The organism is Streptomyces sp. AHA2, assembly GCF_036857595.1.
Lineage (GTDB): Bacteria > Actinomycetota > Actinomycetes > Streptomycetales > Streptomycetaceae > Streptomyces.
On sequence record NZ_JAUQWJ010000038.1, the window covers coordinates 1 to 25,063 of the forward strand.

Genomic DNA, 25,063 nt, shown 5'->3' on the forward strand with positions numbered 1-25,063 from the left:
CCGCCGGGAGCCGAGCGGAACCGGCGGAGGCGGACGCGGCGGGGCGCCGGACGGCGGGGCCACGCCGAAGGCACCCCGGGCACCGGGCGGCCAGACAACAACGACGAAGACAGGCGATCCGGCGTCGCACGACCCGACAGCCGACGGAGACCCACCGCCGGGTGCCGGGCGACCCGGCCGGCGGCTGGGGCACGCGGCCGGGGGCCGGCCCGCAGCAGTGGCGGAGGCGCGCGGCCCCTGGCCGGGCGTCAGTTTGCGAGTCGCTCCCCCTCGCCGATCCGCACCCCGCGGGCCCAGTCGGCCGCCCGCATCGGCTTCTTGCCCTGGGCCTGCACCCACAGCAGCTCCACCGCGTAGGAACCGGTGCCGACGTGCACGCTGTTCTTCCCGGCGGCGATCTCCCCCGGTGCGAGGTCCGTGCGGTCGGACACCGGCGTGACCTGGATGAGCTTGAGCCGCTCGCCGCGGAACGTGGTCCAGGCACCGGGCGCCGGGGTGCAGCCCCGCACCACCCGGTCGACGCGCAGCGCGGGCGCGGACCAGTCCACGTGCGCGTCCTCGACGTCGACCTTCGGCGCCAGGCTCACGCCCTCGGCGGGCTGCGGCACGGCCTTCAGCGTGCCGTCCTCGATGCCGTCCATGGTCGCCGCGAGCAGCCCGGCGCCGGCGAACGCGAGCCGCGTCAGCAGGTCCCCGCTGGTGTCGGTGGGCCGGATCTGCTCGGTCACCGTCCCGTACACCGGCCCCGAGTCCAGCCCCTCCTCGATGAGGAACGTCGACGCCCCGGTGATCTCGTCACCGGCCATGATGGCGTGCTGCACGGGCGCGGCGCCCCGCCAGGCGGGCAGCAGGGAGAAGTGCAGGTTCACCCAGCCGTGCGCGGGGACGTCGAGGGCGACCCGGGGCAGCAGGGCGCCGTAGGCGACGACGGGGCAGCAGTCCGGCGCGATCTCCCGCAGCCGCTCCAGGAACTCGGGGTCCTTCGGCTTCACCGGCTTCAGCACCTCGATCCCGGCCTCCTCCGCCCGCTCGGCCACGGGCGACGCGACGAGCCTGCGCCCCCGCCCGGCCGGAGCGTCGGGCCGCGTGACGACGGCGGCCACCTCGTGCCGCCCGGAGGCGAGAAGGGCGTCGAGGGCGGGAACGGCGACCTCGGGTGTACCGGCGAAGACGAGCTTCATGGGGTGCTGGGAGCCTCTCGGACGGGGGCGGACGACGGGCAGCGCCCAAGTCTATGAGCCGGACGCGCAAGGCCGCCGACGGCGGCCTGCCCGCACGGAGAGGCTCAGCCCCTCGGCCACCGGTCACGGGTGATGCGCGGGTGGGGGGCACCCGCCCGAGGCCGGAAGGCCGAGGCGCACGCCCCGCGCAGACAGGCGCACGCATATGCCCCTACGCCCCCACACCGTGACCAGCGGAGCGAATCCGCGTTGGTCAAGACAGAGTTGACCACAGAGGGCCGCAGTCGCGCGGCCCCTTCCTTTCAACGCCGGTTCGAGAGGCTTGTTCATGGCCGACCACGCAACCCACGACGCCCAGGCTCGGGCCAGCCTGCACTTGCTGGTGCGGGACATCGAGCGGGTCCGCCGGCAGGTGGACGCACTGCGCACCCTGACCGCCCAGCTGGGCAACGTCTACCGCCCGCGCCGCTCCGGCCCGTCCACGGGCTTCGTCGTCTACGGACGCGCACCCGCCCCGACCGTACGTCTCGCCCAGGAACTGCGGGACAGTGTCGAGACCCTGGTGACGGCGGCCGTGGACTTCGACCGCTCCCTCGGCTTCTCGTGGGACGCCGTCGGCTCCGCACTGGGTGTCACCAAACAGGCGGTGCACCGTCGTTACGGCGCCCGCCGGGCCACCGCCCAGACGGTCACGGCCGAGCCGGAGCGCACCCCGGAGCCGTCCGGTACGCGCACGGTCAACGTGCCCGCCGGGCTTCCCACGATGCCGACGGTCCCCGCGGCCCGCTCCATGCCGACGCAGCCCACGGCGGGCAGCCCGGCGCTCCGCGACGAGGTACGGCCCACGGCCTTCCCCGGCCCGCGCAACGGCTGACCACCACGGCTGACCACCACGGCTGACCAACGACGGCTTGCCCGCCCACCGCCTGCCCTCCCGGCCCCCCTCCGGGAGGGCGGCCGCGCATCAGGGCCGCGTCTCCGCTGCTTGCACACCGCAGGTCGCCGCACCCTCGCCGGATGCCCGCATCACAGCCAAGTGCCCTCGGCTTCCGCCGGACGCCCGCGGCCCCCGCCAGGTATCCCACGGCCTCCACGGATGCCCGTCGCCTGCCAGGGGCCCGTGCCCCCGCCAGGTCTCCTCACTCCGGCGCCCGGCCGCCCTCCGCAGGGGTTCCCCCGGCGCCGAGTCTCCACGAGGCCGGGCTTCGTCCAGGGCCGGAAGCCCACGGCCCTCACCCGATGTCGGCGGGATCGATCCGCACCCACACCCCGGCCCCCTGAGCGCTCCCCCGGGCCATCCGCGCCGCCTGCGCGGCCTTGAGCGCCGCCGCCAGGGCCGCGCCCCGGCCCGGCGGCACCCGCACCAGGGCCCGCTCCCACTGCTCCCCGGGCGGCGGGGCCCCGGCCCGCCGCGGCCGCCCCGCTGCCGGCACCGGCACGGGCACGGGTCCCAGCACCTCGGCCTCGGGCGGAAGGTCCGCGGCCCGGAGGAAGTCGGCCACCGCCTCCCCGGGGCCGGACACCGCGGCCATCCGGGACACCGGCGGGAAACCCAGTTCGGCCCGCTCGGCGAGCTCCCGCACCGCGTGCCCGACCGGATCCCAGCGCACCAGCGCCTGCACGGGCCGCAGCGTCGGCTCAGCCACGACCACCACCGTGCCCCCGGCCGGCTGCGGCCGGACCAGGGCCGCGGCGGCGATCCACCGCCGCAACGCGTCCTCCCCGGCGCGCAGATCGGGCCGCCCGAGCATGGCCCAGCCGTCCAGGAGCAGGGCGGCCGCGTAGCCGCCCTCGGCGACGGGCTCCGCCCCCGGCGTGCTGACGACGAGCGCGGGCGTGCCCGGCACCGTGTCCAGCACGTGCTCACGTCCCGAGGTCCGCACCGGGACCGCCGGGAACGCCCGGCCGAGTTCCTCGGCGGTCCGCCGCGCTCCCACGACCGAGGCACGCAGCCGGAAGGCGCCGCACTCCGGGCAGTGCCAGGCGCCCTCCTCACGGCCGCACCAGCCGCAGTGCAGCACCCCGCCGTCCCTCGTCTCCAGCGGCCCGGAGCAGTGCCGGCACCGCGCGGGTGCCCGGCACCGGGCGCAGGCCATGCGCGGCACGTATCCCCGCCGTGGCACCTGCACGAGCACCGGCCCCTGCTTCAGGCCGTCCCTGACGACCTGCCAGGCGAGGGTGGGGAGCCGGGCGGCCCGGGCGGCCTCGTCCCGGGCGAGGTCCCCGTCCCCGACGGTCCGTACGAGGGGCGCTGCGGAGCGCACCTGGTCGCGCCCGGCGACGAGCGGTCGCGCCCAGCCGGTCTCGACGAGCTGCGCGCCCTCCACCGTGCAGGCCCAGCCGCCCAGCAGGAAGCCGCACCGGTCCTGAGCGGCGCGCAGGAGCAGCACCTCGCGGGCGTGCGGCTGGGGGGCGTGCTGCTCGCCGTGGCTGTCGTCGCCGTCGTCCCAGAGGGCCACCAGGCCCAGGTCCTGAACGGGGGCGAACATCGCGGCCCGGGTGCCGATCACGGCCCGCACGGAGCCGCGCCGCACCGCGAGCCACCGCGCGTACCGCTTCTCGGGGCCGGCGTCGGCCGTGAGGACCGCGTGCCTCCCCTCCCCCAGCAGCGCGGTCAGCGCGGCGTCGACCCGGGCGACCGCGCGCCCGTCGGGCAGGACCACCAGGGCACCGCGCCCGGACGCCAGCGTCGCCGCGACGGCCCGGGCCAGCTCCTCGCTCCACTGCGGGCCGGGCAGCGCGTTCCACACGGCCCGGGGCGCACCGCCCGAGGTGAGGGACTGCAGGAACGCCGCCCCGCGCTCGTAGCGCTGCCACGATCCCGGCTCGGGCGCCCCGGGCGGGGGCAGCGGCTCGGGCGAGGGGCGCTGTTCGGCCCGGGCGTTGCGGGGCGGCACGGCCAGCTGCAGCACGTCGGCGAGGCTGCCCGCGTACCGGTCGGCGACCGCGCGGGCCAGTCCGAGCAGTTCGTCGCTGAGCACCTGCTCGGGCGAGACGACCTGGGCCAGCGCGGCCAGCGGCCCGGAGTAGTCGGACTCGGGCAGCCGCTCGATCAGGAAGCCGTCGATCAGGCCCCCGCCCTCGCGGCGTCCGTCCCGCACCCGGTGCCGCCCGGCGCCGAAGCGCACCCTGACCCGGACGCCCGGCCGGGCCTGCTCGTCCAGCTCCTCGGGCACCGCGTAGTCGAAGTAGCGGTCGAGGTGGAGCACGCCCTTGTCGACGAGGACGCGGGCGACGGGCAGTTCCTTGGCGAGTGCGGCTCCGCGCCACGTCCGCGGCTTGGCCCGGGGCGTCCTGGCCTTGCGGACGCTCTCGCGGATGAGCGCGAGCTGCTCGGGCGGGGCGCCCTCCGCCCCGCCGCCCGCCTGCTCGTCCTCGCTGCTCACGCCTGCATTCTTACCAAACGGCACTGACATCCGACGGCTGCCGGGTTCCCCGGCTGCGACCGCCGGCACCCGGCGGGACGTCCGCCTCCCGGACGCGGCGAGGCCCGGCCCCCCGAAGGGTGCCGGGCCTCGCCGCGCAGGTGAGGTGCGGCCGGGACTACAGTCCGGCCGCCTTGCGCAGGGCGTCCACGCGGTCGGTGCGCTCCCAGGTGAAGTCCGGCAGCTCACGGCCGAAGTGGCCGTACGCGGCGGTCTGGGAGTAGATCGGGCGGAGCAGGTCCAGGTCGCGGATGATGGCGGCCGGGCGCAGGTCGAAGACCTCGTCGATCGCCTTCTCGATCCGGTCGGTGTCGACCTTGGCGGTGCCGAAGGTCTCGACGAACAGGCCGACCGGCTCGGCCTTGCCGATCGCGTACGCGACCTGCACCTCGCAGCGCGTCGCCAGGCCCGCGGCCACCACGTTCTTGGCGACCCAGCGCATCGCGTAGGCCGCGGAGCGGTCGACCTTGGACGGGTCCTTGCCGGAGAAGGCACCGCCGCCGTGACGAGCCATGCCGCCGTAGGTGTCGATGATGATCTTGCGGCCGGTCAGGCCGGCGTCGCCCATCGGGCCGCCGATCTCGAAACGGCCGGTCGGGTTGACCAGGAGGCGGTAGTTCTCCGTGTCGAGCTTGATGCCCTCGTCCAGCAGCGCCTTCAGCTCCGGCTCGACCACGAACTCCTTGATGTCGGGAGCGAGCAGCGAGTCCAGGTCGATGTCGGAGGCGTGCTGGGAGGAGACCACCACCGTGTCCAGACGGACCGCCTTGTCACCGTCGTACTCGATGGTGACCTGCGTCTTGCCGTCCGGGCGCAGGTAGGGGATCGTGCCGTTCTTGCGGACCTCGGACAGGCGCTTGGACAGGCGGTGGGCCAGGAAGATCGGCAGCGGCATCAGCGTCGGCGTCTCGTCCGTCGCGTAGCCGAACATCAGGCCCTGGTCGCCCGCGCCCTGCTTGTCGAGCTCGTCGTCGTCACCCTCGACACGGGTCTCGTACGCCGTGTCCACGCCCTGGGCGATGTCCGGGGACTGCGCGCCGATCGACACCGACACGCCGCAGGAGGCGCCGTCGAAGCCCTTCTTGCTGGAGTCGTAGCCGATCTCGAGGATCTTGTTCCGGACCAGCGTCGCGATGTCCGCGTACGTCTTGGTCGTGACCTCGCCGGCCACGTGCACCAGGCCGGTCGTGATCAGGGTCTCGACGGCGACGCGCGAGGAGGGGTCCTCGCGCAGGAGCGCGTCGAGAATGGTGTCGCTGATCTGGTCAGCGATCTTGTCGGGGTGACCCTCGGTCACGGACTCCGAGGTGAACAGGCGACGGGACACAACGCTCCCTGGGGTTGCAGCGGCTGCTGGCTGATCATTGGCGGACGGCGGGGGCTGCACCCGGCGCCGTCCGTGGAACAGTTTACGGGTGACGCTTCGGACACGGCCCCCCTGTCTCGCCACTCGGGAGCGCTGTGACCTGCGGCACGGGCATTCTGCCCAATGGCGAGCGGCGTTGGCCAGAGGCGCCACGCCCGGATCGACCCGGTTTCCAGCCGCGCTGAAGTGGCGGAGCGCTCAGGGCAGACGTTCGGCCACGAGGTCCCACACGATGTCGGCCAAGGCCTCCTTGGGGCCGTGCGGCACCGCGGTCTCGCTGCCGTCGGCGCCGAGCACGACCGCCTCGTTCTCCTCGGAACCGAAGGTCTTGCGCTCGCCCACCTCGTTCACGACCAGCAGGTCGCAGCCCTTGCGCTTGAGCTTGGCGCGGCCGTTGGCCAGGACGTCGTCGGTCTCCGCCGCGAAGCCGACGATCACCTGTCCGGGGCGCGGCCGGTCGGTGGAGATCTCGGCGAGGATGTCCGGATTCCGCACCAGTGCGATCGGCTCGGGCTCCCGGTCGTCCTTTTTCTTGATCTTGCCGGTGGCGTAGGCGGCGGGGCGGAAGTCGGCGACGGCCGCCGCCATCACCACGGCGTCGGCGCCGGCGGCGGCCCCGAGGACCGCCTCGCGCAGTTGCACGGCCGTGCCGACCGGGACCACGTCCACCCCGGCGGGGTCCGGCAGGGTGCTGTTGGCGGCGATGAGCGTGACCCGGGCGCCGCGGGCGGCGGCGGTGCGGGCGAGGGCGTAGCCCTGCTTGCCGGAGGAGCGGTTGCCGAGGAAGCGGACGGGGTCGAGGGGTTCCCGGGTGCCGCCCGCGCTGATGACGACGTGCCGCCCGGTCAGATCGGGCTCGCGTACGCCCCGGGCCAGCACCCGGCGGCAGACCTCGAAGATCTCGGTCGGGTCGGGGAAGCGGCCCTTGCCGGTGTCGGCGCCGGTGAGGCGGCCCACGGCGGGCTCGACGACGAGGGCGCCGCGGCGGCGCAGCGTCGCGACGTTCTCCTGGGTGGCCGGGTGCTCCCACATCTCCGTGTGCATCGCGGGGGCGAAGACGACGGGACAGCGGGCGGTGAGCAGGGTGTTGGTGAGCAGGTCGTCGGCGAGGCCGTGGGCCGCCTTGGCGAGCAGGTCGGCGGTGGCGGGGGCGACGACGACCAGGTCGGCGTGCTGCCCGATGCGGACGTGCGGGACCTCGTGGACGTCGTCCCAGACCTCGGTGGAGACCGGGTTGCCGGACAGGGCGGACCAGGTGGCGGCGCCGACGAAGTGCAGGGCGGAGGCGGTGGGGACCACGCGCACGTCGTGGCCCGACTCGGTCAGCCGCCGCAGCAGCTCACAGGCCTTGTACGCGGCGATGCCGCCGCTGACCCCCAGCACGACCTTGGGCTTGTCCACTGTCTCTCCCCGGACCTCGGCGACGTACATGTCCCATCACACACCACAGGCCCGGCAGTCGGCCTGCCGGGCCTGTGGACAAGTCAGCGTCAAGCTGCAAATCGTACTTACTGCGCCGGGCCCTCGACGGCCTCGGACGTCAGGAGCCCCGCGTTGATCTCGCGGAGGGCGATCGAGAGCGGCTTCTCGTGGACGTGGGTGTCGACGAGAGGACCGACGTACTCGAGGAGGCCCTCGCCGAGCTGCGAGTAGTACGCGTTGATCTGGCGGGCCCGCTTGGCCGCGTAGATCACGAGGCTGTACTTCGAGTCGGTGGCCTCGAGGAGCTCGTCGATCGGCGGGTTGATGATGCCCTCGGGCGCGGAGATGGAAGAGGACACGCTCTACCTTCCGATGGATGGGAAAGAACCTGTCAGGATGATCAGCGAGGACCGGATCGGTCAGCGATGGTCACACGACGTCCATCAAGGCTAGCAGCTCGCGCGCCACGTCCTCGACGGAGGTGTTGACCAGGGTGGTGTCGAACTCCGGTTCCGCGGCGAGTTCGATCTTCGCCGCGTCGAGCCTGCGCTCGATGACCTCGGGCGGCTCGGTGCCCCGCCCGGTGAGCCGGCGCACCAGCTCCTCCCAGGAGGGAGGGGCCAGGAACACCAGCTGGGCCTCGGGCATCGACTCCCGGACCAGACGGGCGCCCTGGAGGTCGATCTCCAGGAGGACCGGCTCGCCCTTCTCCAGGCGCTCCTGGACGGCCGCACGCGGCGTGCCGTAGCGGTTGCCGGCGAACTCGGCCCACTCCAGCAGCTCGCCGTTGGCGATCAGCTTGTCCATCTCGTCGTCGGTGACGAAGAAGTAGTGGACTCCGTGCTGCTCGCCGGGGCGGGGCCTGCGGGTCGTCGCCGACACCGAGAGCCAGACCTCGGGGTGCTGCTTGCGCATATGGGCGACGACCGTGCTCTTGCCGACCCCGGAGGGGCCGGAGAGCACGGTCAGCCGCGGACGTGCGTCCGGGGGTACGGGGGACGTCCCCCGGGGTGTTGCTGCCATGCAGCGATTATCCAGCAATCCCGGAGTGCCCGGGACTCGCTTCCCCGGAGTGACCGGTTCAGGAGCCGGTGCTGCCGAACTCACGCTCCAGGGAGGCGATCTGGTTGGAACCGAGACCCCGCACGCGGCGGCTCTCGGAGATGCCGAGTCGCTCCATGATCTGCTTGGCGCGGACCTTGCCCACGCCCGGCAGCGACTCGAGGAGGGCGGAGACCTTCATCTTGCCGATGACGTCGTTCTCCTGGCCCTGCTTGATGACCTCGTGAAGGGAGGCGCCGGAGTGCTTGAGTCGATTCTTGACCTCGGCCCGCTCCCGGCGAGCCGCGGCGGCCTTTTCGAGCGCGGCTGCGCGCTGTTCAGGGGTAAGGGGCGGAAGAGCCACGCCTACGTCACCTCGGATGTCGAACTGTCGGATACGGACCGGTGAGGAACCTAGTCGCCCCACACCTGGGGAGGTACGAGCAACACACGCTTGCCCGCTCTCTCGTCGGAGACTAGCGGGCAAGTCCGCCGGAGTCAGCGAGAACAGCGGAAAAGTCCTGGTCAGCCTTCAGGTGAACGGACATTTAGGACATACTGCCCGGGATTTGAGGATGTATTCAGATTCAACAGCTCTTCGGACCACCCGCCGGAGGTCCCGCCGGTGGTCTGGACCGCCTCAGGAGGACGCCACGGCCTGACGGATCTCCTCCGCGAAGCGTTCCGACGCGTCACGCAGAGCGACCGTGTCGGGACCGTGGCGCAGCACTCCCCGGCTGACGTTCGGCACGACCTTGCGCACCGCCGGGCCGAAGACCCGGGGAAGACCGGCCGGCGTGGCTCCCTGGGCGCCGATCCCGGGCGCGAGGAGCGGACCGTTGATGTCCAGGTCGTAGGCCGACAGGTCACCGAGCGTGGCGCCGACGACCGCGCCGAAGGAACCCAGGGGCTGCTCGCCGGCGTTCTCGGCGGCCAGGTGGGCGAGCATCGTCGCCCCCACGGTCCGGCCGTCGGGGCGCACGGCATGCTGCACTTCGCCGCCCTCGGGGTTGGAGGTCAGCGCCAGCACGAACAGCCCGGCGCCGTTCTCCCGGGCCAGCGCGACGGCCGGGGCGAGCGAGCCGTAGCCGAGGTAGGGCGAGACCGTGAGCGCGTCGGAGAACAGCGGCGCGTCCTTGTGCAGGAAGGACTCCGCGTAGGCGGCCATGGTCGAGCCGATGTCGCCCCGCTTGGCGTCCATCACCACCAGCGCGCCCGCCGCCCGGGCCTCGGCGACCGACCGCTCCAGGACGGCGACGCCCCTGGAGCCGAAGCGCTCGAAGAACGCGCTCTGCGGCTTGAGCACGGCGACCCGGTCGGCCACCGCCTCGACGACCGTGCGGCTGAACCGCTCCAGGCCCGCCACGTCGTCGTTCAGGCCCCACTCGGCCAGCAGCGACGCGTGCGGGTCGATGCCCACGCACAGCGGGCCGCGCTCGTCCATGACGCGGCGCAGGCGTGCGCCGAAGGGTTCCAGGGCACTCATGCCGTCTTCCTCACGTCGGCGCCCACCGCGTCGGCGAGCGTGGCGTAGGGGCTGGTCGCCAGACGGGCGGCGAGCCCCTTGTGGATGGCCCGGCCCCAGAAAGGGCCCTCGTAGACGAAGGCGCTGTAGCCCTGGACGAGCGTGGCGCCGGCCAGGATGCGCTGCCAGGCGTCCTCGGCGTTCTCGATGCCACCGACCCCCACCAGGGTGATCCGGTCCCCCACGCGCGCGTAGAGGCGGCGCAGGACCTCCAGGGACCGCTCCTTCAGGGGTGCCCCCGACAGGCCGCCGGTCTCCTCGACCAGGCCGGGGGCGGACCTCAGGCCGAGCCCCTCGCGGGCGATGGTGGTGTTGGTGGCGATGATCCCGTCCAGGCCGAGTTCGACGGCGAGGTCGGCGACGGCGTCGACGTCCTCGTCGGCGAGGTCCGGCGCGATCTTGACCAGCAGCGGGACGCGCCGCGCGGGCACGGCCCGGTCGGCAGCCTCGCGCACCGCGCTCAGCAGGGGGCGCAGCGCCTCGGTGGCCTGGAGGTTGCGCAGGCCGGGCGTGTTCGGGGAGGAGACGTTGACCACGAGGTAGTCGGCGTGGGGCGCGAGCCGCTCGGCGGACTTCACGTAGTCGGCGACGGCCTCCTCCTCGGGGACGACCTTGGTCTTGCCGATGTTGACGCCGACGACCGTCTTGAAGACCGGCCTGCGGGAGGCCAGGCGGGCGGCGACGCGCAGCGAGCCGTCGTTGTTGAAGCCCATGCGGTTGATCAGGGCCCGGTCCTGGACCAGGCGGAACAGCCGCTGCTTGGGGTTGCCCGGCTGCGGTTCGCCGGTCACCGTGCCGATCTCGACGTGGTCGAAGCCGAGCATGGCCATGCCGTCGATGCCGACGGCGTTCTTGTCGAAGCCCGCGGCCAGCCCGAAGGGGCCGTGCATGCGCAGGCCCAGGGCCTCGGTGCGCAGTTCCTTGTGGCGCGGCGCGAGGGCGGCCGCGAGGAAGGTGCGCAGCACGGGCATCCGGGCGGCCAGGCGGATCCAGCGGAAGGCCAGGTGGTGGGCCTGCTCCGGGTCCAGCCGTTTGAAGACGAGACGGAAGAAGATCTTGTACATGGTGTCCTCACGAAGACGTGACGTCCTCACCAAGAGGGGGACACCGTTTCCGGTGTCCCCCTCGGGGCTGCTAGTCGCGGGCCGCGGTCAGGTGTTCCGCGTGTTCCTGGAGCGAGCGGACGCTCACGTCGCCGCGGTTGAGGGCGTCGATGCCCTGGACGGCGGCGGCCAGCGCCTGGACCGTCGTCAGGCAGGGCACGGAGCGCGCCACGGCCGCCGTGCGGATGTCGTAGCCGTCGAGGCGGCCGCCGGTGCCGTACGGGGTGTTGACGATGAGGTCGACCTCGCCGTCGTGGATGAGCTGGACGATCGTCTTCTCGCCGTTCGGGCCGGTGCCCTCGGACTGCTTGCGCACGACCGTGGCGTTGATGCCGTTGCGCTTGAGGACCTCGGCCGTGCCGGAGGTGGCCAGCAGCTCGAAGCCGTGCGCGACCAGCTCACGGGCCGGGAAGATCATCGAGCGCTTGTCGCGGTTGGCGACCGAGATGAACGCGCGGCCCTTGGTGGGCAGCGGTCCGTAGGCGCCGGCCTGCGACTTGGCGTACGCCGTGCCGAAGACGGAGTCGATGCCCATGACCTCGCCGGTGGAGCGCATCTCGGGGCCGAGGATGGTGTCGACGCCGCGGCCGTGGATGTCGCGGAAGCGCGACCACGGCATGACGGCCTCCTTGACGGAGATCGGCGCGTCCAGCGGCAGTTCCCCGCCGTCGCCGGTGGCCGGGAGCAGGCCCTCGGCGCGCAGTTCCGCGACGGTCGCGCCCAGCGAGATGCGGGCGGCGGCCTTGGCCAGCGGCACCGCCGTCGCCTTCGAGGTGAAGGGGACGGTGCGCGAGGCGCGCGGGTTGGCCTCCAGGACGTAGAGGATGTCCCCGGCCATCGCGAACTGGATGTTGATCAGGCCGCGCACGCCGACGCCCTTGGCGATGGCCTCGGTGGAGGCGCGCAGGCGCTTGATGTCGAAGCCGCCGAGGGTGATCGGGGGCAGCGCGCACGCCGAGTCGCCGGAGTGGATGCCGGCCTCCTCGATGTGCTCCATGACACCGCCGAGGTACAGCTCCTCGCCGTCGTAGAGGGCGTCGACGTCGATCTCGATGGCGTCGTCGAGGAACCGGTCGACCAGGACCGGCCGGGACGGGCTGATCTCGGTCGACTCGGCGATGTACGCCTCCAGGCGCGTCTCGTCGTAGACGATCTCCATGCCGCGTCCGCCGAGGACGTACGAGGGGCGCACCAGGACCGGGTAGCCGATCTCGTCGGCGATGGCCTTGGCCTCGGCGAAGGTGGTGGCCGTGCCGTGCTTCGGCGCGGGCAGGCCGGCCTCGGCGAGGACCCGGCCGAAGGCGCCGCGGTCCTCGGCGGCGTGGATGGCCTCCGGGGAGGTGCCGACGATCGGCACGCCGTTGTCCTTCAGCGCCTGCGACAGACCGAGCGGGGTCTGGCCGCCGAGCTGGACGACGACGCCCGCGACGGGTCCGGCCTGCTGCTCGGCGTGCACGATCTCCAGCACGTCCTCCAGCGTCAGCGGCTCGAAGTACAGGCGGTCGGAGGTGTCGTAGTCGGTGGAGACGGTTTCCGGGTTGCAGTTGACCATCACCGTCTCGTAGCCGGCGTCGCTGAGCGCGAAGGAGGCGTGGACGCAGGAGTAGTCGAACTCGATGCCCTGGCCGATGCGGTTCGGGCCGGAGCCCAGGATGATGACGGCCGGCTTGGTCCGGGGCGCGACCTCGCTCTCCTCGTCGTAGGAGGAGTAGAAGTACGGCGTCTTCGCGGCGAACTCGGCGGCGCAGGTGTCGACCGTCTTGTAGACCGGGCGGATGCCGAGGGCGTGCCGGACCTCGCGGACGACGTCCTCGCGCAGGCCGCGGATCTCGCCGATCTGCGTGTCGGAGAAGCCGTGCCGCTTGGCCTCGGCGAGCAGGTCGGTCGTCAGCTCGGGGGCCTCGGCCAGCTCGTCGGCGATCTCCTTGATCAGGAAGAGCTGGTCGACGAACCACGGGTCGATCTTCGTGTAGTCGAAGACCTCCTCGGGCGTGGCTCCGGCGCGGATGGCCTGCATGACGGTGTTGATGCGGCCGTCGGTCGGCCGGACCGCCTGCTCGAGGAGCTGCGTCTTGTCACCGGGGTCGCCGACGAAGGTGAACTGGCTGCCCTTCTTCTCCAGGGAGCGCAGGGCCTTCTGGAAGGCCTCGGTGAAGTTGCGGCCGATGGCCATGGCCTCGCCGACCGACTTCATGGTGGTGGTGAGGGTGGAGTCGGCGCTGGGGAACTTCTCGAAGGCGAAGCGCGGCGCCTTCACGACCACGTAGTCGAGCGTCGGCTCGAAGGAGGCCGGGGTCTCCTGCGTGATGTCGTTCGGGATCTCGTCCAGCGTGTAGCCGACGGCCAGCTTGGCGGCGATCTTGGCGATCGGGAAGCCGGTGGCCTTGGAGGCCAGGGCCGAGGAGCGGGACACGCGCGGGTTCATCTCGATGACGATGACCCGGCCGTCCTCGGGGTTCACCGCGAACTGGATGTTGCAGCCGCCGGTGTCGACCCCGACCTCGCGGATCACGGCGATGCCGATGTCGCGCAGGATCTGGTACTCACGGTCGGTGAGGGTCATCGCCGGGGCGACGGTGATGGAGTCGCCGGTGTGCACGCCCATCGGGTCGAAGTTCTCGATGGAGCAGACGACCACGACGTTGTCGTTCTTGTCGCGCATCAGCTCCAGCTCGTACTCCTTCCAGCCGAGGATGGACTCCTCCAGGAGCACCTCGGTGGTCGGCGAGAGCGTGAGGCCGGTGCCCGCGATGCGGCGCAGCTCCTCCTCGTCGTGGGCGAAGCCGGAACCGGCGCCGCCCATGGTGAAGGAGGGGCGGACCACGACCGGGTAGCCGCCGAGCTCCTCGACGCCCTTGAGGACGTCGTCCATGGAGTGGCAGATGTAGGACCGGGCGGACTCGCCGTGCCCGATCTTCTTGCGGACCTCCTCCACGACCTCCTTGAACCGGTCGCGGTCCTCGCCCTTGTGGATCGCCTCGACGTTGGCGCCGATCAGCTCGACGCCGTGCTTGTCGAGGACGCCGTTCTCGTGGAGCGAGATGGCCGTGTTGAGGGCCGTCTGGCCGCCCAGGGTGGGCAGCAGCGCGTCGGGCCGCTCCTTGGCGATGATCTTCTCGACGAACTCGGGGGTGATCGGCTCGACGTAGGTGGCGTCGGCGATCTCCGGGTCGGTCATGATCGTCGCCGGGTTGGAGTTCACGAGGATGACCCTGAGGCCCTCGGACTTCAGCACGCGGCACGCCTGGGTGCCGGAGTAGTCGAACTCGGCGGCCTGGCCGATGACGATCGGGCCGGAGCCGATGACCAGGACGGACTGGATATCGGTGCGCTTAGGCACGCTGGCCCTCCATCAGGGAGACGAAGCGGTCGAACAGGTAGGCGGCGTCGTGCGGGCCCGCTGCCGCTTCGGGGTGGTACTGGACGCTGAAGGCGGGGCGGTCGAGGAGCTGGAGCCCCTCCACCACGTTGTCGTTCAGGCAGACGTGCGACACCTCGGCACGGCCGAACGGGGTGTCGGCGACCTCGTCGAGCGGCGCGTCGACGGCGAAGCCGTGGTTGTGCGCGGTGACCTCGACCTTGCCGGTCGTGCGGTCCTGGACGGGCTGGTTGATGCCGCGGTGGCCGTACTTCAGCTTGTAGGTGCCGAAGCCGAGGGCGCGTCCCAGGATCTGGTTGCCGAAGCAGATGCCGAACAGCGGGGTGCCGCGCTCCAGGACGCCCTGCATGACGGAGACGGGGTGGTCGGCGGTGGCCGGGTCGCCCGGGCCGTTGGAGAAGAAGACGCCGTCCGGGTTCACGGCGTAGACGTCCTCGACGCTCGCGGTGGCCGGGAGGACGTGCACCTCGATGCCGCGTTCGGCCATGCGGTGTGGGGTCATGCCCTTGATGCCGAGGTCCACGGCGGCGACGGTGAACTTCTTCTCGCCCTGGGCCGGGACGACGTACGCCTCGGTGGTGGCGACCTCGGCGGCAAGGTTCGCGCCCTTCATCTGCGGGGCTTCCTGCACGCGCGCCAGGAGCGCGGCGTCGTCCTGGACGGCGTCGCCGCTGAAGATGCCGACGCGCATGGCGCCGCGCTCGCGCAGGTGGCGGGTGAGGGCGCGGGTGTCGACGCCGGAGATCCCGACGACGCCCTGCGCGGCCAGCTCCTCGTCGAGGGTGCGCCGCGAGCGCCAGCTGGACGGCACGCGCGCGGGGTCGCGCACGACGTAGCCGGAGACCCAGATGCGCTGGGACTCCATGTCCTCGTCGTTGACGCCGGTGTTGCCGACGTGCGGGGCGGTCATCACCACGACCTGGCGGTGGTAGGAGGGGTCGGTGAGGGTCTCCTGGTAGCCGGTCATGCCGGTGGAGAACACCGCTTCGCCGAAGGTCTCCCCCACGGCCCCGTAGGCGCGGCCCCGGAAGACCCGGCCGTCCTCCAGGACGAGTACGGCGGGAGTTCTTGCGGCTCCCCTGGTGGAGGTGGTCATCGTTCGGCGCCTTCCGTGCTGTTCGTTTCGATCATGTTGGTGAGGGCTTCGACCCACGCGTTGTGCTCGGCCGCGTGGTCGGAACGGAAACCGGAGTCGATCAGCCGGTCCCCGTGCTCCCAGGTGACGACGAGCAGGCCGCCCTCGGTGAGCACCTTGCCGGCGATGCCCTTGTCGAGCCGGGCTTCACGCAGCTGCGCCACCGGCACGAAGAAATCGCTCGCCCCGGGGCGCACGACGTCGAGGCCGGCGTCCGTCAGCGTCAGCTCGGCGCGGCTGCGGGCGCCCAGGCCCCGGGCGACGATGCGGTCGAGCCACTGTCCGGCGGTGGTGGAGCCGTGGTAGCGGCCGGTCATCGTGAGCCGGGCGGGGCCCGGGTCGTCCGGAGCGGTGGGCAGCTCGGGCAGGTCGCCCTGGAGCGTGCCGCGCCACTTCCAGCCCTCGCGCATCAGCCAGTAGACGAGCGCGACGAACAGGGCGAGGCCGACGACCCAGCCGATGCGGGCGGCCCAGTCGGTCACTTCCGCCGATTCCTTCTCGGCGGCCAGCAGGAGTACAGGTGTCACGTGAGCTTCCCGTCGACGAGCGTGGCCTTGCCCCGCAGCCACGTGTGCGTCACACGGCCCGGCAGCTCGCGGCCCTCGTAGGGGGTGTTGCGGCTGCGCGAGGCGAAGCCCGCGGGGTCCACCAGCCCACGGTATGCCGTGTCGACCAGGGTGAGGTTGGCGGGCTCACCTGCCGAGACGGGACGGCCCTGGCCGGCGGCCTGCCCGATCTGCGCGGGCTTGACGGACATCCGGTCGGCGACGCCGGCCCAGTCCAGCAGGCCCGTGTCGACCATGGTCTCCTGCACGACCGACAGCGCGGTCTCCAGGCCGACCATGCCCATGGCGGCGGCGGCCCACTCGCAGTCCTTGTCCTCGTGCGGGTGCGGGGCGTGGTCGGTGGCGACGATGTCGATCGTGCCGTCGGCGAGCGCCTCGCGCAGGGCCATCACGTCGCGCTCGGTGCGCAGCGGCGGGTTGACCTTGTAGACGGGGTCGTAGGAGCGGACCAGCTCGTCGGTGAGGAGCAGGTGGTGGGGGGTGACCTCGGCGGTGACGGCGATGCCGCGGGACTTGGCCCAGCGGACGATCTCGACGGACCCGGCGGTCGACAGGTGGCAGATGTGGACGCGGGAGCCGACGTGGTCGGCGAGCAGGACGTCCCGGGCGATGATCGACTCCTCGGCCACCGCGGGCCAGCCGCCGAGACCCAGCTCGGCGGAGACGACGCCCTCGTTCATCTCGGCGCCCTCGGTCAGCCGCGGCTCCTGCGCGTGCTGGGCGACGACACCGCCGAAGGCCTTCACGTACTCCAGGGCCCGGCGCATGATCACGGCGTCGTGGACGCACTTGCCGTCGTCGGAGAAGACGGTGACGCCGGCGGCCGACTCGTGCATGGCGCCGAGCTCGGCGAGCTTCTTGCCGTCGAGGCCGACCGTGACGGCACCGATCGGCTGGACGTCGCAGTAGCCGTGCTCCTTGCCGAGCCGCCAGACCTGCTCGACGACGCCGGCGGTGTCGGCCACCGGGAAGGTGTTGGCCATGGCGAAGACGGTGGTGTAGCCGCCGGAGGCCGCGGCCCGGGTGCCGGTGAGGACGGTCTCGGAGTCCTCGCGGCCGGGTTCGCGCAGGTGGGTGTGCAGGTCGACCAGGCCGGGCAGCAGCACCTTGCCCTCCGCCTCGACGACCTCCGCGCCCTCGGCGCTCAGGCCGGTCCCCACCTCGGCGATCGTCCCGCCGTCGATCAGCACGTCCTGCGGCTCGCCGCCGAGCACCTTCGCACCACGGATCAGGGTCTTGCTCATCTGTCTTACTTCTCCTCGGTACGGGGGTGGGTGACGGCGGGCTCGTTTCCACCGAGCAGCAGGTACAGGACGGCCATCCGGATGGACACTCCGTTCGCGACCTGCTCGACGACGGTGCAGCGGTCGGAGTCGGCGACCTCGGCGGTGATCTCCATGCCGCGGACCATCGGGCCGGGGTGCATCACGATGGCGTGTCCGGGCATCCGCGCCATGCGGTCGCCGTCGAGTCCGTAGCGCCGGGAGTACTCGCGCTCGGTGGGGAAGAACGCGGCGTTCATGCGCTCGCGCTGGACGCGCAGCATCATCACCGCGTCCGACTTGGTCAGGGTGCTGTCGAGGTCGTAGGAGACCTCGCAGGGCCAGGTCTCGACGCCGACGGGCAGCAGGGTCGGCGGGGCGACGAGGGTGACCTCGGCGCCGAGGGTGTGCAGCAGGTCGACGTTGGAGCGGGCGACCCGGCTGTGCAGCACGTCGCCGACGACGGTGATGCGCTTGCCCTCGAGGTCCTGGCCGAGGCCGGCGTCCGGGCCGATCAGGCGGCGGCGCATGGTGAAGGCGTCCAGCAGGGCCTGGGTGGGGTGCTGGTGGGTGCCGTCGCCGGCGTTGACGACGGCCGCGTCGATCCAGCCGGAGTTCGCCAGACGGTACGGCGCCCCGGAGGCGCCGTGCCGGATGACCACGGCGTCGACGCCCATGGCCTCCAGGGTCTGGGCGGTGTCCTTCAGGGACTCCCCCTTGGAGACGCTGGAGCCCTTGGCGGAGAAGTTGATGACGTCCGCCGACAGCCGCTTCTCGGCGGCCTCGAAGGAGATCCGGGTGCGGGTGGAGTCCTCGAAGAAGAGGTTGACGATCGTGCGGCCGCGCAGGGTCGGCAGCTTCTTGATCGGCCGGTCGGCGACGCGGGCCATCTCCTCGGCGGTGTCGAGGATCAGGACGGCGTCGTCGCGGGTGAGGTCGGCGGCCGAGATGAGATGACGCTGCATCTGTCAGGCTCCGTAAGGCAGTTCAAACGGGAGATTCGGGGCAGACGGGCGCGCGCGAGCGCGCACTGAGCCGGCGTACGACGGCGGCGTACGCCTGAGGCGCTACTGGGCGTCCGGCTTGGCGCCGAGCAGCACGGTGTCGCGACCGTCCTCCTCGGCGAGCAGGACCTTGACCGTCTCCCGCAACGACGTGGGGAGGTTCTTGCCGACGTAGTCGGCGCGAATGGGCAGTTCGCGGTGACCGCGGTCGACGAGCACGGCGAGCTGGACCGCGCGCGGGCGCCCGATGTCGTTCAGCGCGTCGAGGGCGGCGCGGATGGTGCGGCCGGAGAAGAGCACGTCGTCGACGAGGACGACCAGCCTGCCGTCGATGCCGTCACCGGGGATCTCGGTGCGGGCCAGCGCACGCGGCGGGTGCATGCGCAGGTCGTCGCGGTACATGGTGATGTCGAGCGAGCCGCACGGAACCTTGCGCTCGGTGATCTGCTCGAGCTTGTCGGCGATCCTGCGGGCGAGGAAGACGCCCCGGGTCGGAATGCCGAGGAGCACCACGTCGTCGGCGCCCTTGGCGCGTTCGACGATCTCGTGGGCGATACGGGTCAGCACCCGTGCGATGTCGGGCCCTTCCAGAACGGGCCTGGCATCGGACTGCGAGTCGTGCGTGTCCATACGAAACGGACCTCCTTCTCCGCCTCACGGGACGGACCTTAAAGGACGTCGGGATTGCGCCATACACGGTAGCAGGTCCCCACGGTCACCCGAACGGCCCCCATGGATCACCCATCCGGCGCAACGCAAGGCCACTACCACGGAAGAGTCGGTGCGGACCATTCGGCTTGACGCGGCAGAGTAACGCTGCGTAACCTCACAGTGAGTTACCAGCCGCGCGGGCTGGCACCCACGCCAGACGCGTCGACACAGTGCCGGGGAGCTATATGTCCAGCGAATACGCCAAACAGCTCGGGGCCAAGCTCCGGGCGATCCGCACCCAGCAGGGCCTTTCCCTCCACGGTGTCGAGGAGAAGTCCCAGGGCCGCTGGAAGGCGGTCGTGGTCGGTTCGTACGAGCGCGGCGACCGTGCCGTGACCGTGCAGCGCCTTGCCGAGCTGGCGGATTTCTACGGCGTTCCGGTGCAGGAGCTGCTGCCGGGCACCACCCCGGGCGGCGCCGCCGAGCCGCCGCCGAAGCTGGTCCTGGACCTGGAGCGGCTGGCCACGGTCCCGGCCGAGAAGGCGGGCCCGCTGCAGCGCTACGCGGCCACGATCCAGTCGCAGCGCGGTGACTACAACGGCAAGGTGCTCTCGATCCGCCAGGACGACCTGCGCACACTCGCCGTCATCTACGACCAGTCCCCCTCGGTCCTCACCGAGCAGCTGATCAGCTGGGGCGTGCTGGACGCGGACGCGCGCCGCGCCGTGGCGACCCACGAGGACGCCTGACCCCCGTCACGGGGCAGCGGGCCCGACAGCAGCAGAAACGTGCCGCCGGGGTGGCCGGAACCGTATGGTTCACGGCCACCCCGGCGCTGTCGTACGGGGCTGCGGAGCCCATCGGGGCCCGCAAGGGGCCCGGCCTACGCCGGAGGGCCCGCAGCGTCAGCGCTGCGGGCCCTCCGGCGTAGGGGGTCGGTCCTCAGACCTCGTCGCGGCGGAGCGACGGCTTGAGCTCCTTCAGCCGGCCGAGGAGGCCGTTGACGAACGAGGGCGACTCGTCCGTCGAGAACTCCTTCGCCAGCTGCACCATCTCGTCGAGCACGACGGCGTCCGGAGTCCCGTCGACCCAGATCAGCTCGTAGGCGCCGAGCCGCAGGATGTTGCGGTCGACGACCGGCATGCGGTCGAGCGTCCAGCCCACCGAGTACTGGGCGATCAGCTCGTCGATGCGCTTCGCGTGCTCCGCGTAGCCCTCCACGAGCTCCATCGTGTACTCGCTGACCGGCGGCTGCCGGGTGTCCGCCCGGGAGAGCCGCACCCAGTCCGCGAGGACCGTCAGGACGTCGGCGCCGCGCTGGTCACCCTCGAAGAGGATCTGGAAGGCGCGCTTACGGGCCGTGTTGCGGGCAGCCACGGTTAGCTGTTCACCCGGCCGAGGTAGTCGCTGGAGCGGGTGTCGACCTTGATCTTCTCACCGGTGGTGATGAAGAGGGGGACCTGGATCTGGTGGCCGGTCTCCAGGGTCGCGGGCTTGGTGCCACCGGTGGAGCGGTCGCCCTGGACGCCCGGCTCGGTCTCCTGCACGGTCAGCTCGACGGCGGCCGGCAGCTCGACGAAGAGCACCTCGCCCTCGTGCTGCGCGACCGTGGCGGTGAAGCCCTCGATCAGGAAGTTGGCGGCGTCGCCGACGGCCTTGCGGTCGACGTGCAGCTGGTCGTACGTCTCCATGTCCATGAAGACGAAGTACTCGCCGTCCATGTAGGAGAACTGCATGTCCCGCTTGTCGACGGTGGCCGTTTCGACCTTGACGCCGGCGTTGAAGGTCTTGTCGACGACCTTGCCGGAGAGCACGTTCTTGAGCTTGGTGCGCACGAAGGCCGGGCCCTTGCCGGGCTTGACGTGCTGGAACTCGACGACGGACCAGAGCTGGCCGCCTTCGAGCTTGAGCACCATGCCGTTCTTGAGGTCGTTCGTGGAAGCCACGGTTGCGGAATCTCCTGGACTGACGTACGACCCCGGGGCACGCACCTGCCTACAGGGCGAGCAGCTCCTTGGTCGTGATGGTGAGTAGCTCGGGTCCGCCGTCCGCCTCGGGGCGGACGACGAGCGTGTCATCGATCCGGACACCACCCCGGCCCGGGAGGTGGACCCCAGGTTCGACGGTGACCGGCACGCAAGCGTCCAGTTTACCCATGGCCGCGGGACTCAATTGAGGGTCCTCGTCGATTTCGAGCCCGACGCCGTGTCCGGTCAGGACGGTCAGGCCCTCCGAGTACCCGGCGGAGTCCAGGACCTGGCGGGCCGCGCGGTCGACGTCCCGGCAGGCGGCGCCGGGTACGAGGCTCTCGCGACCGGCCCGCTGGGCGGCGAAGACCAGGTCGTACAGCTCGATCTGCCATTCCGCGGGGGCGGTGCCGATCACGAAGGTGCGGCCGATCTCGCACCGGTAGCCGCGGTACGTCGCGCCGAGGCACACCGAGAGGAAGTCGCCCTCCTCGACCCGGCGGTCGGTGGGACGGTGGCCCGGGCGGCCGGAGTTGGGGCCGGTCCCCACGGAGGTGGGGAAGGCCGGACCGTCCGCCCCGTGGTCGACCAGGCGTCTTTCCAGTTCGAGGGCGAGGTGGCGCTCGGTACGGCCGACCAGGATGGACTCCAGCAGTTCGCCGAGGGCCTGGTCGGCGATCTCGGCGGCGATGCGGAGGGAGGAGATCTCCTCCTCGTCCTTGACGACCCGGAGCTGCTCGACCGCTCCGGCGAGGTCGGCCAGGCGCATCGCGGGGGCGGCCGAGCCGAGGGCCCGGTGCCGGGCCACGGTGAGGTGGTGCTCCTCGACGGCGAGCGAGTCCGTGCCGTGCTCCGCCGCGACGCCGGCCGCGGCGACGGCCGGATCGCCCGGGGCGGCTCCCGGCAGGGTCCGTACACGCAGCGCCTCGTCGGGGCGCTCCTGGGCGGGTCGGTCGGCCGTCGCGCCGGCGCACACCAGGAGGTCCTCCTGCGGGGTGCGGCCCAGCAGGAGGGCGGCGCCGGGCGGGGCGGCACCCGCGAGGTAGCGCACGTTGGCGGGGCGGGAGACGAGCGCCGCCGCGCTGCCGCCCGCGTTGCAGATTTCCCTCAGACGCGTCCGGCGGGCCGCGTACACCTCTGACATGACCCGAGCGTATGAGCTTCCCGCGTCCGGCGCCGTTCGGGAGAGGCCGAGTGGGGCAGCCGGACGTGCGCCGCCCGTGCCTGCCCGCCTCCCCGGGGCGCCGTCACCACTGCGGCGGGCTCGCCAGGGACCTGGCGAGGACCTCGTCCAGGACCCGGGCCGTCTCCTCCACGTCCAGCTGGGAGTTGTCGATGATCGGCAGTCCCGATCCGTACCAGCCGGCCATGCGGCCGTGGATGCGCGCGACCTCCTCGTCCGACAGGCGGCGGTTGCCGGAGCGCTCCGCGTTGCGTTCCAGGACGATGTCCAGGCCGGGCAGGAGGACGACGGGCAGCAGACCCGGCCCTACGTGGCGCTTCCAGCCGCCGAGACCGACGACCGGCCGGTCGGGGAAGACGGCGTCGTCGAGGATGCACGAGATGCCGTTGGCCAGGAAGTTGCGTGCGGCGAAGCCGCAGGTGCGCCGGGCGAGGCGGTACTGGGCCTCGGAGTTGTCGTTCCACCCGGACTGCGGGTCGGCGAAGCCGGAACGGACCCATTCGCGCACGTCGTCGAGGCTGATGTGCGCCGTGGGGACGCGGCGGTGGTCCGCCCAGTACCTGGCGACGCTGGTCTTGCCCGCGCCCGCCGGGCCGATCAGCAGCACCGCGAGGGTCGTGCCCGCCGGGTCGGGGACCGCCGCGGCGGGCGGGGCGCTCGGCATGGCGACGGGCCCGCCCGGCGGCAGCGGCACATGGCCGGTGGTCTCCGGCACGGCCGGCGCGGACGCCTGTGGGGGCGGCACGGCGGGACCCGGAGGCGGCACGGCGGGACCCGGAGGCGGCGCGGCGGGACCCGGAGGCGGCGCGGGATAGCCCGGCGCCGGGGGCGGCGGGGGCACGGGCGCCGGGCCCTGGTGCGCGCCGGGGTGCTGCGGCCCCGGGTGATGTGCGGCCGGGGACCAGCCGACGGCCGGTCCGTGCCCCGGCTGATGGGGCGGCGGCAGCGGAGAACCCACTGCGTGCTGCATCCGGTGCCACTCCGTCTCGTACAGGCGATGGGCGCTGACAGCGGGGGCGGACCCGCTGCACCGAACGGTACCGCCCCCGGTCGTCCCCGTGTGAACGGCCGGGGGCGGCCCGAAGTGCCCGGCCCCGCAAGGCGATTCGGGCGGAAGGCGCGCCGGGGGACTTACTGGCCCACTTCGCCGTACGCGGCGAGCAGTACGGCCGGGTCGGGTCCCTCCAGGACGGTGGGCTTGGCCAGCCCGTCGAGGACGATGAAGCGCAGCAGGTCGCCGCGCGACTTCTTGTCGACCTTCATGGTCTCCAGCAGCTTGGGCCACTGGTCGTAGCGGTAGTGCAGGGGCAGCCCGACCGCTTCGAGGACCGTGCGGTGCCGGTCGGCGGTCGCGTCGTCCAGCCGGCCCGCGAGGCGGCCCAGTTCGGCGGCGAAGTGCATGCCGACCGAGACGGCCGCGCCGTGGCGCCACTGGTAGCGCTCGTTCTTCTCGATGGCGTGGCCGAGGGTGTGCCCGTAGTTCAGGATCTCCCGCAGGCCCGACTCCTTCAGGTCCGCCGAGACCACGTCGGCCTTGACCCGGATGGAACGCTCGATCAGCTCGGCGGTGTGCGGCCCGGCCGGGGTGCGGGCGGCCTCGGGGTCGGACTCGATCAGGTCGAGGATGACCGGGTCGGCGATGAAGCCGGCCTTGATGACCTCGGCGAGCCCGGAGACGTAGTCGTTGACGGACAGCGACTCCAGCGCGGCCAGGTCGCACAGGACTCCGGCGGGCGGGTGGAAGGCGCCGACGAGGTTCTTGCCCTCGGCGGTGTTGATCCCGGTCTTGCCGCCGACGGCCGCGTCGACCATGGCCAGCACGGTCGTCGGGACGGCGACCCAGCGGACCCCGCGCAGCCAGGTGGCGGCCACGAACCCGGCGAGGTCCGTGGTGGCGCCGCCGCCCACGCCCACGACGACGTCGGTGCGGGTGAAGCCGGACCGGCCGAGGGCCTTCCAGCAGTAGGCGGCGACCTCGGCGGTCTTGGCCTCCTCGGCGTTGGGCACCTGGATGGCGACGGCCTCGTAGCCCTGCTCGGCCAGATCGGCGCGCAGCGCGTCACCGGTCTCGGCGAGCGCCTCGGGGTGGATGACCGCGACCCGCTTGGCCTTGCCGCCGATCAGCCCGCCCAGTTCGCCCAGCAGCTGACGGCCCACCAGGACCTCGTAGGGCTCGGTGCCCGCGGTGCCGCCGACCTGGATCCGGGTGACTGCCTCGCTCATGCCTTCTTCAACTCCAGTACGTCGAGGGCGACTTCTGTGACCTCTTCGGGCGTTCGGCCGTCCGTGGCGATCACGACCGTGGCGACCTCCTCGTAGAGGTGCCGGCGGGCCTCCATCAGCTCGCGCCACTGTTTGCGCGGGTTGACCGCGAGCAGCGGACGGGCCGCGTTGAGGCCGGTGCGCTTGACGGCCTCCTCGACGTCCATCGCCAGGTACGCCACGCGCTGCCCGGCGAGCAGCGCACGCGTGTCCTCGTCGAGGATCGCGCCGCCGCCCAGCGCGAGCACGCCGTCGTGCTCGGCGACGGCGCGGTGCACGGCCGCCTTCTCCAGCGTCCGGAAGGCGGACTCTCCCTCGTCGACGAAGATCTCGGCGACGGTCCGGCCCTGCCCGGCGACGATGTCGTCGTCGGTGTCCCGGTAGGCGACCCCGAGCCGCCCGGCCAGCAGCCGGCCGACGGTGGACTTGCCCACGCCCATCGGGCCGACCAGCACGACCAGCGGCCCGCTCATCGGATGGCGAGGTGGTCGAGGTAGGCGGTGACGTTGCGGCAGGTCTCGGCCACGCTGTCGCCGCCGAACTTCTCCGCCACCGCGTCGGCGAGGACGAGGGCCACCATGGCCTCGGCCA

The 25,063-nt window shown here is 72.3% G+C and carries 23 protein-coding genes and 1 pseudogene; 2 read left to right on the forward strand and 22 right to left on the reverse strand.

The features are described from left to right. Positions 1–248 precede the first annotated feature (248 nt). Positions 249–1,181 (reverse strand): methionyl-tRNA formyltransferase, encoded by a 933-nt coding sequence (fmt, locus tag Q5694_RS34260; RefSeq protein ID WP_333937425.1) that lies wholly within the window; start codon positions 1,179–1,181, stop codon positions 249–251. A gap of 328 nt (positions 1,182–1,509) precedes the next feature. Between fmt and Q5694_RS34265 the strand changes: the two genes are divergently transcribed. Further along, positions 1,510–2,055: a hypothetical protein gene (locus tag Q5694_RS34265; protein WP_333937426.1), complete on the forward strand. Its 546-nt coding sequence runs from the start codon at positions 1,510–1,512 to the stop codon at positions 2,053–2,055. 358 nt (positions 2,056–2,413) lie between these two features. On the opposite strand, the gene Q5694_RS34270 is transcribed toward Q5694_RS34265, so the two are convergent. The 14 genes from Q5694_RS34270 to pyrR all read right to left on the reverse strand — a co-directional run bounded on the left by Q5694_RS34270 (position 2,414) and on the right by pyrR (position 19,039). Further along, entirely contained in the window at positions 2,414–4,567 is a 2,154-nt protein-coding gene (locus Q5694_RS34270) for a primosomal protein N' (RefSeq protein WP_333937427.1), read from the reverse strand. A gap of 157 nt (positions 4,568–4,724) precedes the next feature. Then, positions 4,725–5,933 (reverse strand): methionine adenosyltransferase, encoded by a 1,209-nt coding sequence (gene metK, locus Q5694_RS34275; protein WP_333937428.1) that lies wholly within the window; start codon positions 5,931–5,933, stop codon positions 4,725–4,727. Positions 5,934–6,170: 237 nt separating this feature from the next. Continuing rightward, a complete protein-coding gene (gene coaBC, locus Q5694_RS34280) occupies positions 6,171–7,373 on the reverse strand; it encodes a bifunctional phosphopantothenoylcysteine decarboxylase/phosphopantothenate--cysteine ligase CoaBC (protein ID WP_333937429.1) in 1,203 nt (400 codons plus the stop codon). A 107-nt stretch (positions 7,374–7,480) separates the two neighbouring features. After that, positions 7,481–7,753 (reverse strand): DNA-directed RNA polymerase subunit omega, encoded by a 273-nt coding sequence (gene rpoZ, locus Q5694_RS34285; RefSeq protein ID WP_003988945.1) that lies wholly within the window; start codon positions 7,751–7,753, stop codon positions 7,481–7,483. A gap of 70 nt (positions 7,754–7,823) precedes the next feature. Continuing rightward, complete coding sequence (gmk, locus tag Q5694_RS34290; RefSeq protein WP_333937430.1) at positions 7,824–8,417, reverse strand: guanylate kinase; 594 nt, start codon at positions 8,415–8,417, stop codon at positions 7,824–7,826. A 58-nt stretch (positions 8,418–8,475) separates the two neighbouring features. Beyond that, a complete protein-coding gene (locus Q5694_RS34295; protein WP_003977346.1) occupies positions 8,476–8,799 on the reverse strand; it encodes an integration host factor in 324 nt (107 codons plus the stop codon). A 276-nt stretch (positions 8,800–9,075) separates the two neighbouring features. Beyond that, a complete protein-coding gene (gene pyrF, locus Q5694_RS34300) occupies positions 9,076–9,921 on the reverse strand; it encodes an orotidine-5'-phosphate decarboxylase (protein WP_333937432.1) in 846 nt (281 codons plus the stop codon). Next, positions 9,918–11,024 carry a quinone-dependent dihydroorotate dehydrogenase gene (locus tag Q5694_RS34305; RefSeq protein WP_333937433.1) on the reverse strand — a complete coding sequence of 369 codons (1,107 nt, stop codon included), beginning with the start codon at positions 11,022–11,024 and terminating at the stop codon, positions 9,918–9,920. The genes pyrF and Q5694_RS34305 overlap by 4 nt, the downstream gene beginning before the upstream one ends. A 70-nt stretch (positions 11,025–11,094) precedes the next feature. After that, a complete protein-coding gene (gene carB, locus Q5694_RS34310) occupies positions 11,095–14,403 on the reverse strand; it encodes a carbamoyl-phosphate synthase large subunit (RefSeq protein WP_333937435.1) in 3,309 nt (1,102 codons plus the stop codon). Continuing rightward, a complete protein-coding gene (gene carA, locus Q5694_RS34315) occupies positions 14,396–15,538 on the reverse strand; it encodes a glutamine-hydrolyzing carbamoyl-phosphate synthase small subunit (protein ID WP_333937436.1) in 1,143 nt (380 codons plus the stop codon). The genes carB and carA overlap by 8 nt, the downstream gene beginning before the upstream one ends. Next, entirely contained in the window at positions 15,535–16,104 is a 570-nt protein-coding gene (locus tag Q5694_RS34320; RefSeq protein ID WP_333937437.1) for a PH-like domain-containing protein, read from the reverse strand. The genes carA and Q5694_RS34320 overlap by 4 nt, the downstream gene beginning before the upstream one ends. Continuing rightward, a complete protein-coding gene (locus Q5694_RS34325; RefSeq protein ID WP_333937438.1) occupies positions 16,101–17,387 on the reverse strand; it encodes a dihydroorotase in 1,287 nt (428 codons plus the stop codon). The genes Q5694_RS34320 and Q5694_RS34325 overlap by 4 nt, the downstream gene beginning before the upstream one ends. Before the next feature lie 5 nt (positions 17,388–17,392). Continuing rightward, positions 17,393–18,370, reverse strand: a complete 978-nt coding sequence (locus Q5694_RS34330) for an aspartate carbamoyltransferase catalytic subunit (protein ID WP_333937439.1) — start codon at positions 18,368–18,370, stop codon at positions 17,393–17,395. A gap of 102 nt (positions 18,371–18,472) precedes the next feature. Continuing rightward, the gene (pyrR, locus tag Q5694_RS34335; protein ID WP_333937440.1) at positions 18,473–19,039 is read right to left on the reverse strand and encodes a bifunctional pyr operon transcriptional regulator/uracil phosphoribosyltransferase PyrR; all 567 of its coding nucleotides are present in this window, start codon (positions 19,037–19,039) and stop codon (positions 18,473–18,475) included. Between the two features lie 266 nt (positions 19,040–19,305). On the opposite strand from pyrR, the gene bldD reads away from it, so the two are divergent. Beyond that, a complete protein-coding gene (gene bldD / locus Q5694_RS34340; RefSeq protein WP_020938842.1) occupies positions 19,306–19,809 on the forward strand; it encodes a transcriptional regulator BldD in 504 nt (167 codons plus the stop codon). A gap of 193 nt (positions 19,810–20,002) precedes the next feature. Here bldD and nusB read toward each other — a convergent pair whose 3' ends face one another. The 7 genes and pseudogenes from nusB to Q5694_RS34375 form a co-directional block, all read right to left on the reverse strand. Next, positions 20,003–20,437 (reverse strand): transcription antitermination factor NusB, encoded by a 435-nt coding sequence (nusB, locus tag Q5694_RS34345; protein WP_184981683.1) that lies wholly within the window; start codon positions 20,435–20,437, stop codon positions 20,003–20,005. A 2-nt stretch (positions 20,438–20,439) separates the two neighbouring features. After that, complete coding sequence (efp, locus tag Q5694_RS34350) at positions 20,440–21,006, reverse strand: elongation factor P (RefSeq protein ID WP_333937441.1); 567 nt, start codon at positions 21,004–21,006, stop codon at positions 20,440–20,442. A 49-nt stretch (positions 21,007–21,055) separates the two neighbouring features. After that, the gene (locus Q5694_RS34355; RefSeq protein ID WP_333937442.1) at positions 21,056–22,171 is read right to left on the reverse strand and encodes an aminopeptidase P family protein; all 1,116 of its coding nucleotides are present in this window, start codon (positions 22,169–22,171) and stop codon (positions 21,056–21,058) included. Between the two features lie 103 nt (positions 22,172–22,274). Next, positions 22,275–23,180, reverse strand: a complete 906-nt coding sequence (locus tag Q5694_RS34360; protein WP_333937443.1) for a Pro-rich N-terminal domain-containing protein — start codon at positions 23,178–23,180, stop codon at positions 22,275–22,277. A 161-nt stretch (positions 23,181–23,341) separates the two neighbouring features. Beyond that, the gene (gene aroB / locus Q5694_RS34365; RefSeq protein WP_333937444.1) at positions 23,342–24,433 is read right to left on the reverse strand and encodes a 3-dehydroquinate synthase; all 1,092 of its coding nucleotides are present in this window, start codon (positions 24,431–24,433) and stop codon (positions 23,342–23,344) included. After that, the gene (locus tag Q5694_RS34370) at positions 24,430–24,945 is read right to left on the reverse strand and encodes a shikimate kinase (RefSeq protein ID WP_333937445.1); all 516 of its coding nucleotides are present in this window, start codon (positions 24,943–24,945) and stop codon (positions 24,430–24,432) included. Before Q5694_RS34370 ends, aroB begins: the two co-directional genes overlap by 4 nt. Beyond that, positions 24,942–25,063, reverse strand: a pseudogene (locus Q5694_RS34375) (chorismate synthase); the annotation flags it as partial. The pseudogene Q5694_RS34375 and the gene Q5694_RS34370, both read right to left, overlap by 4 nt.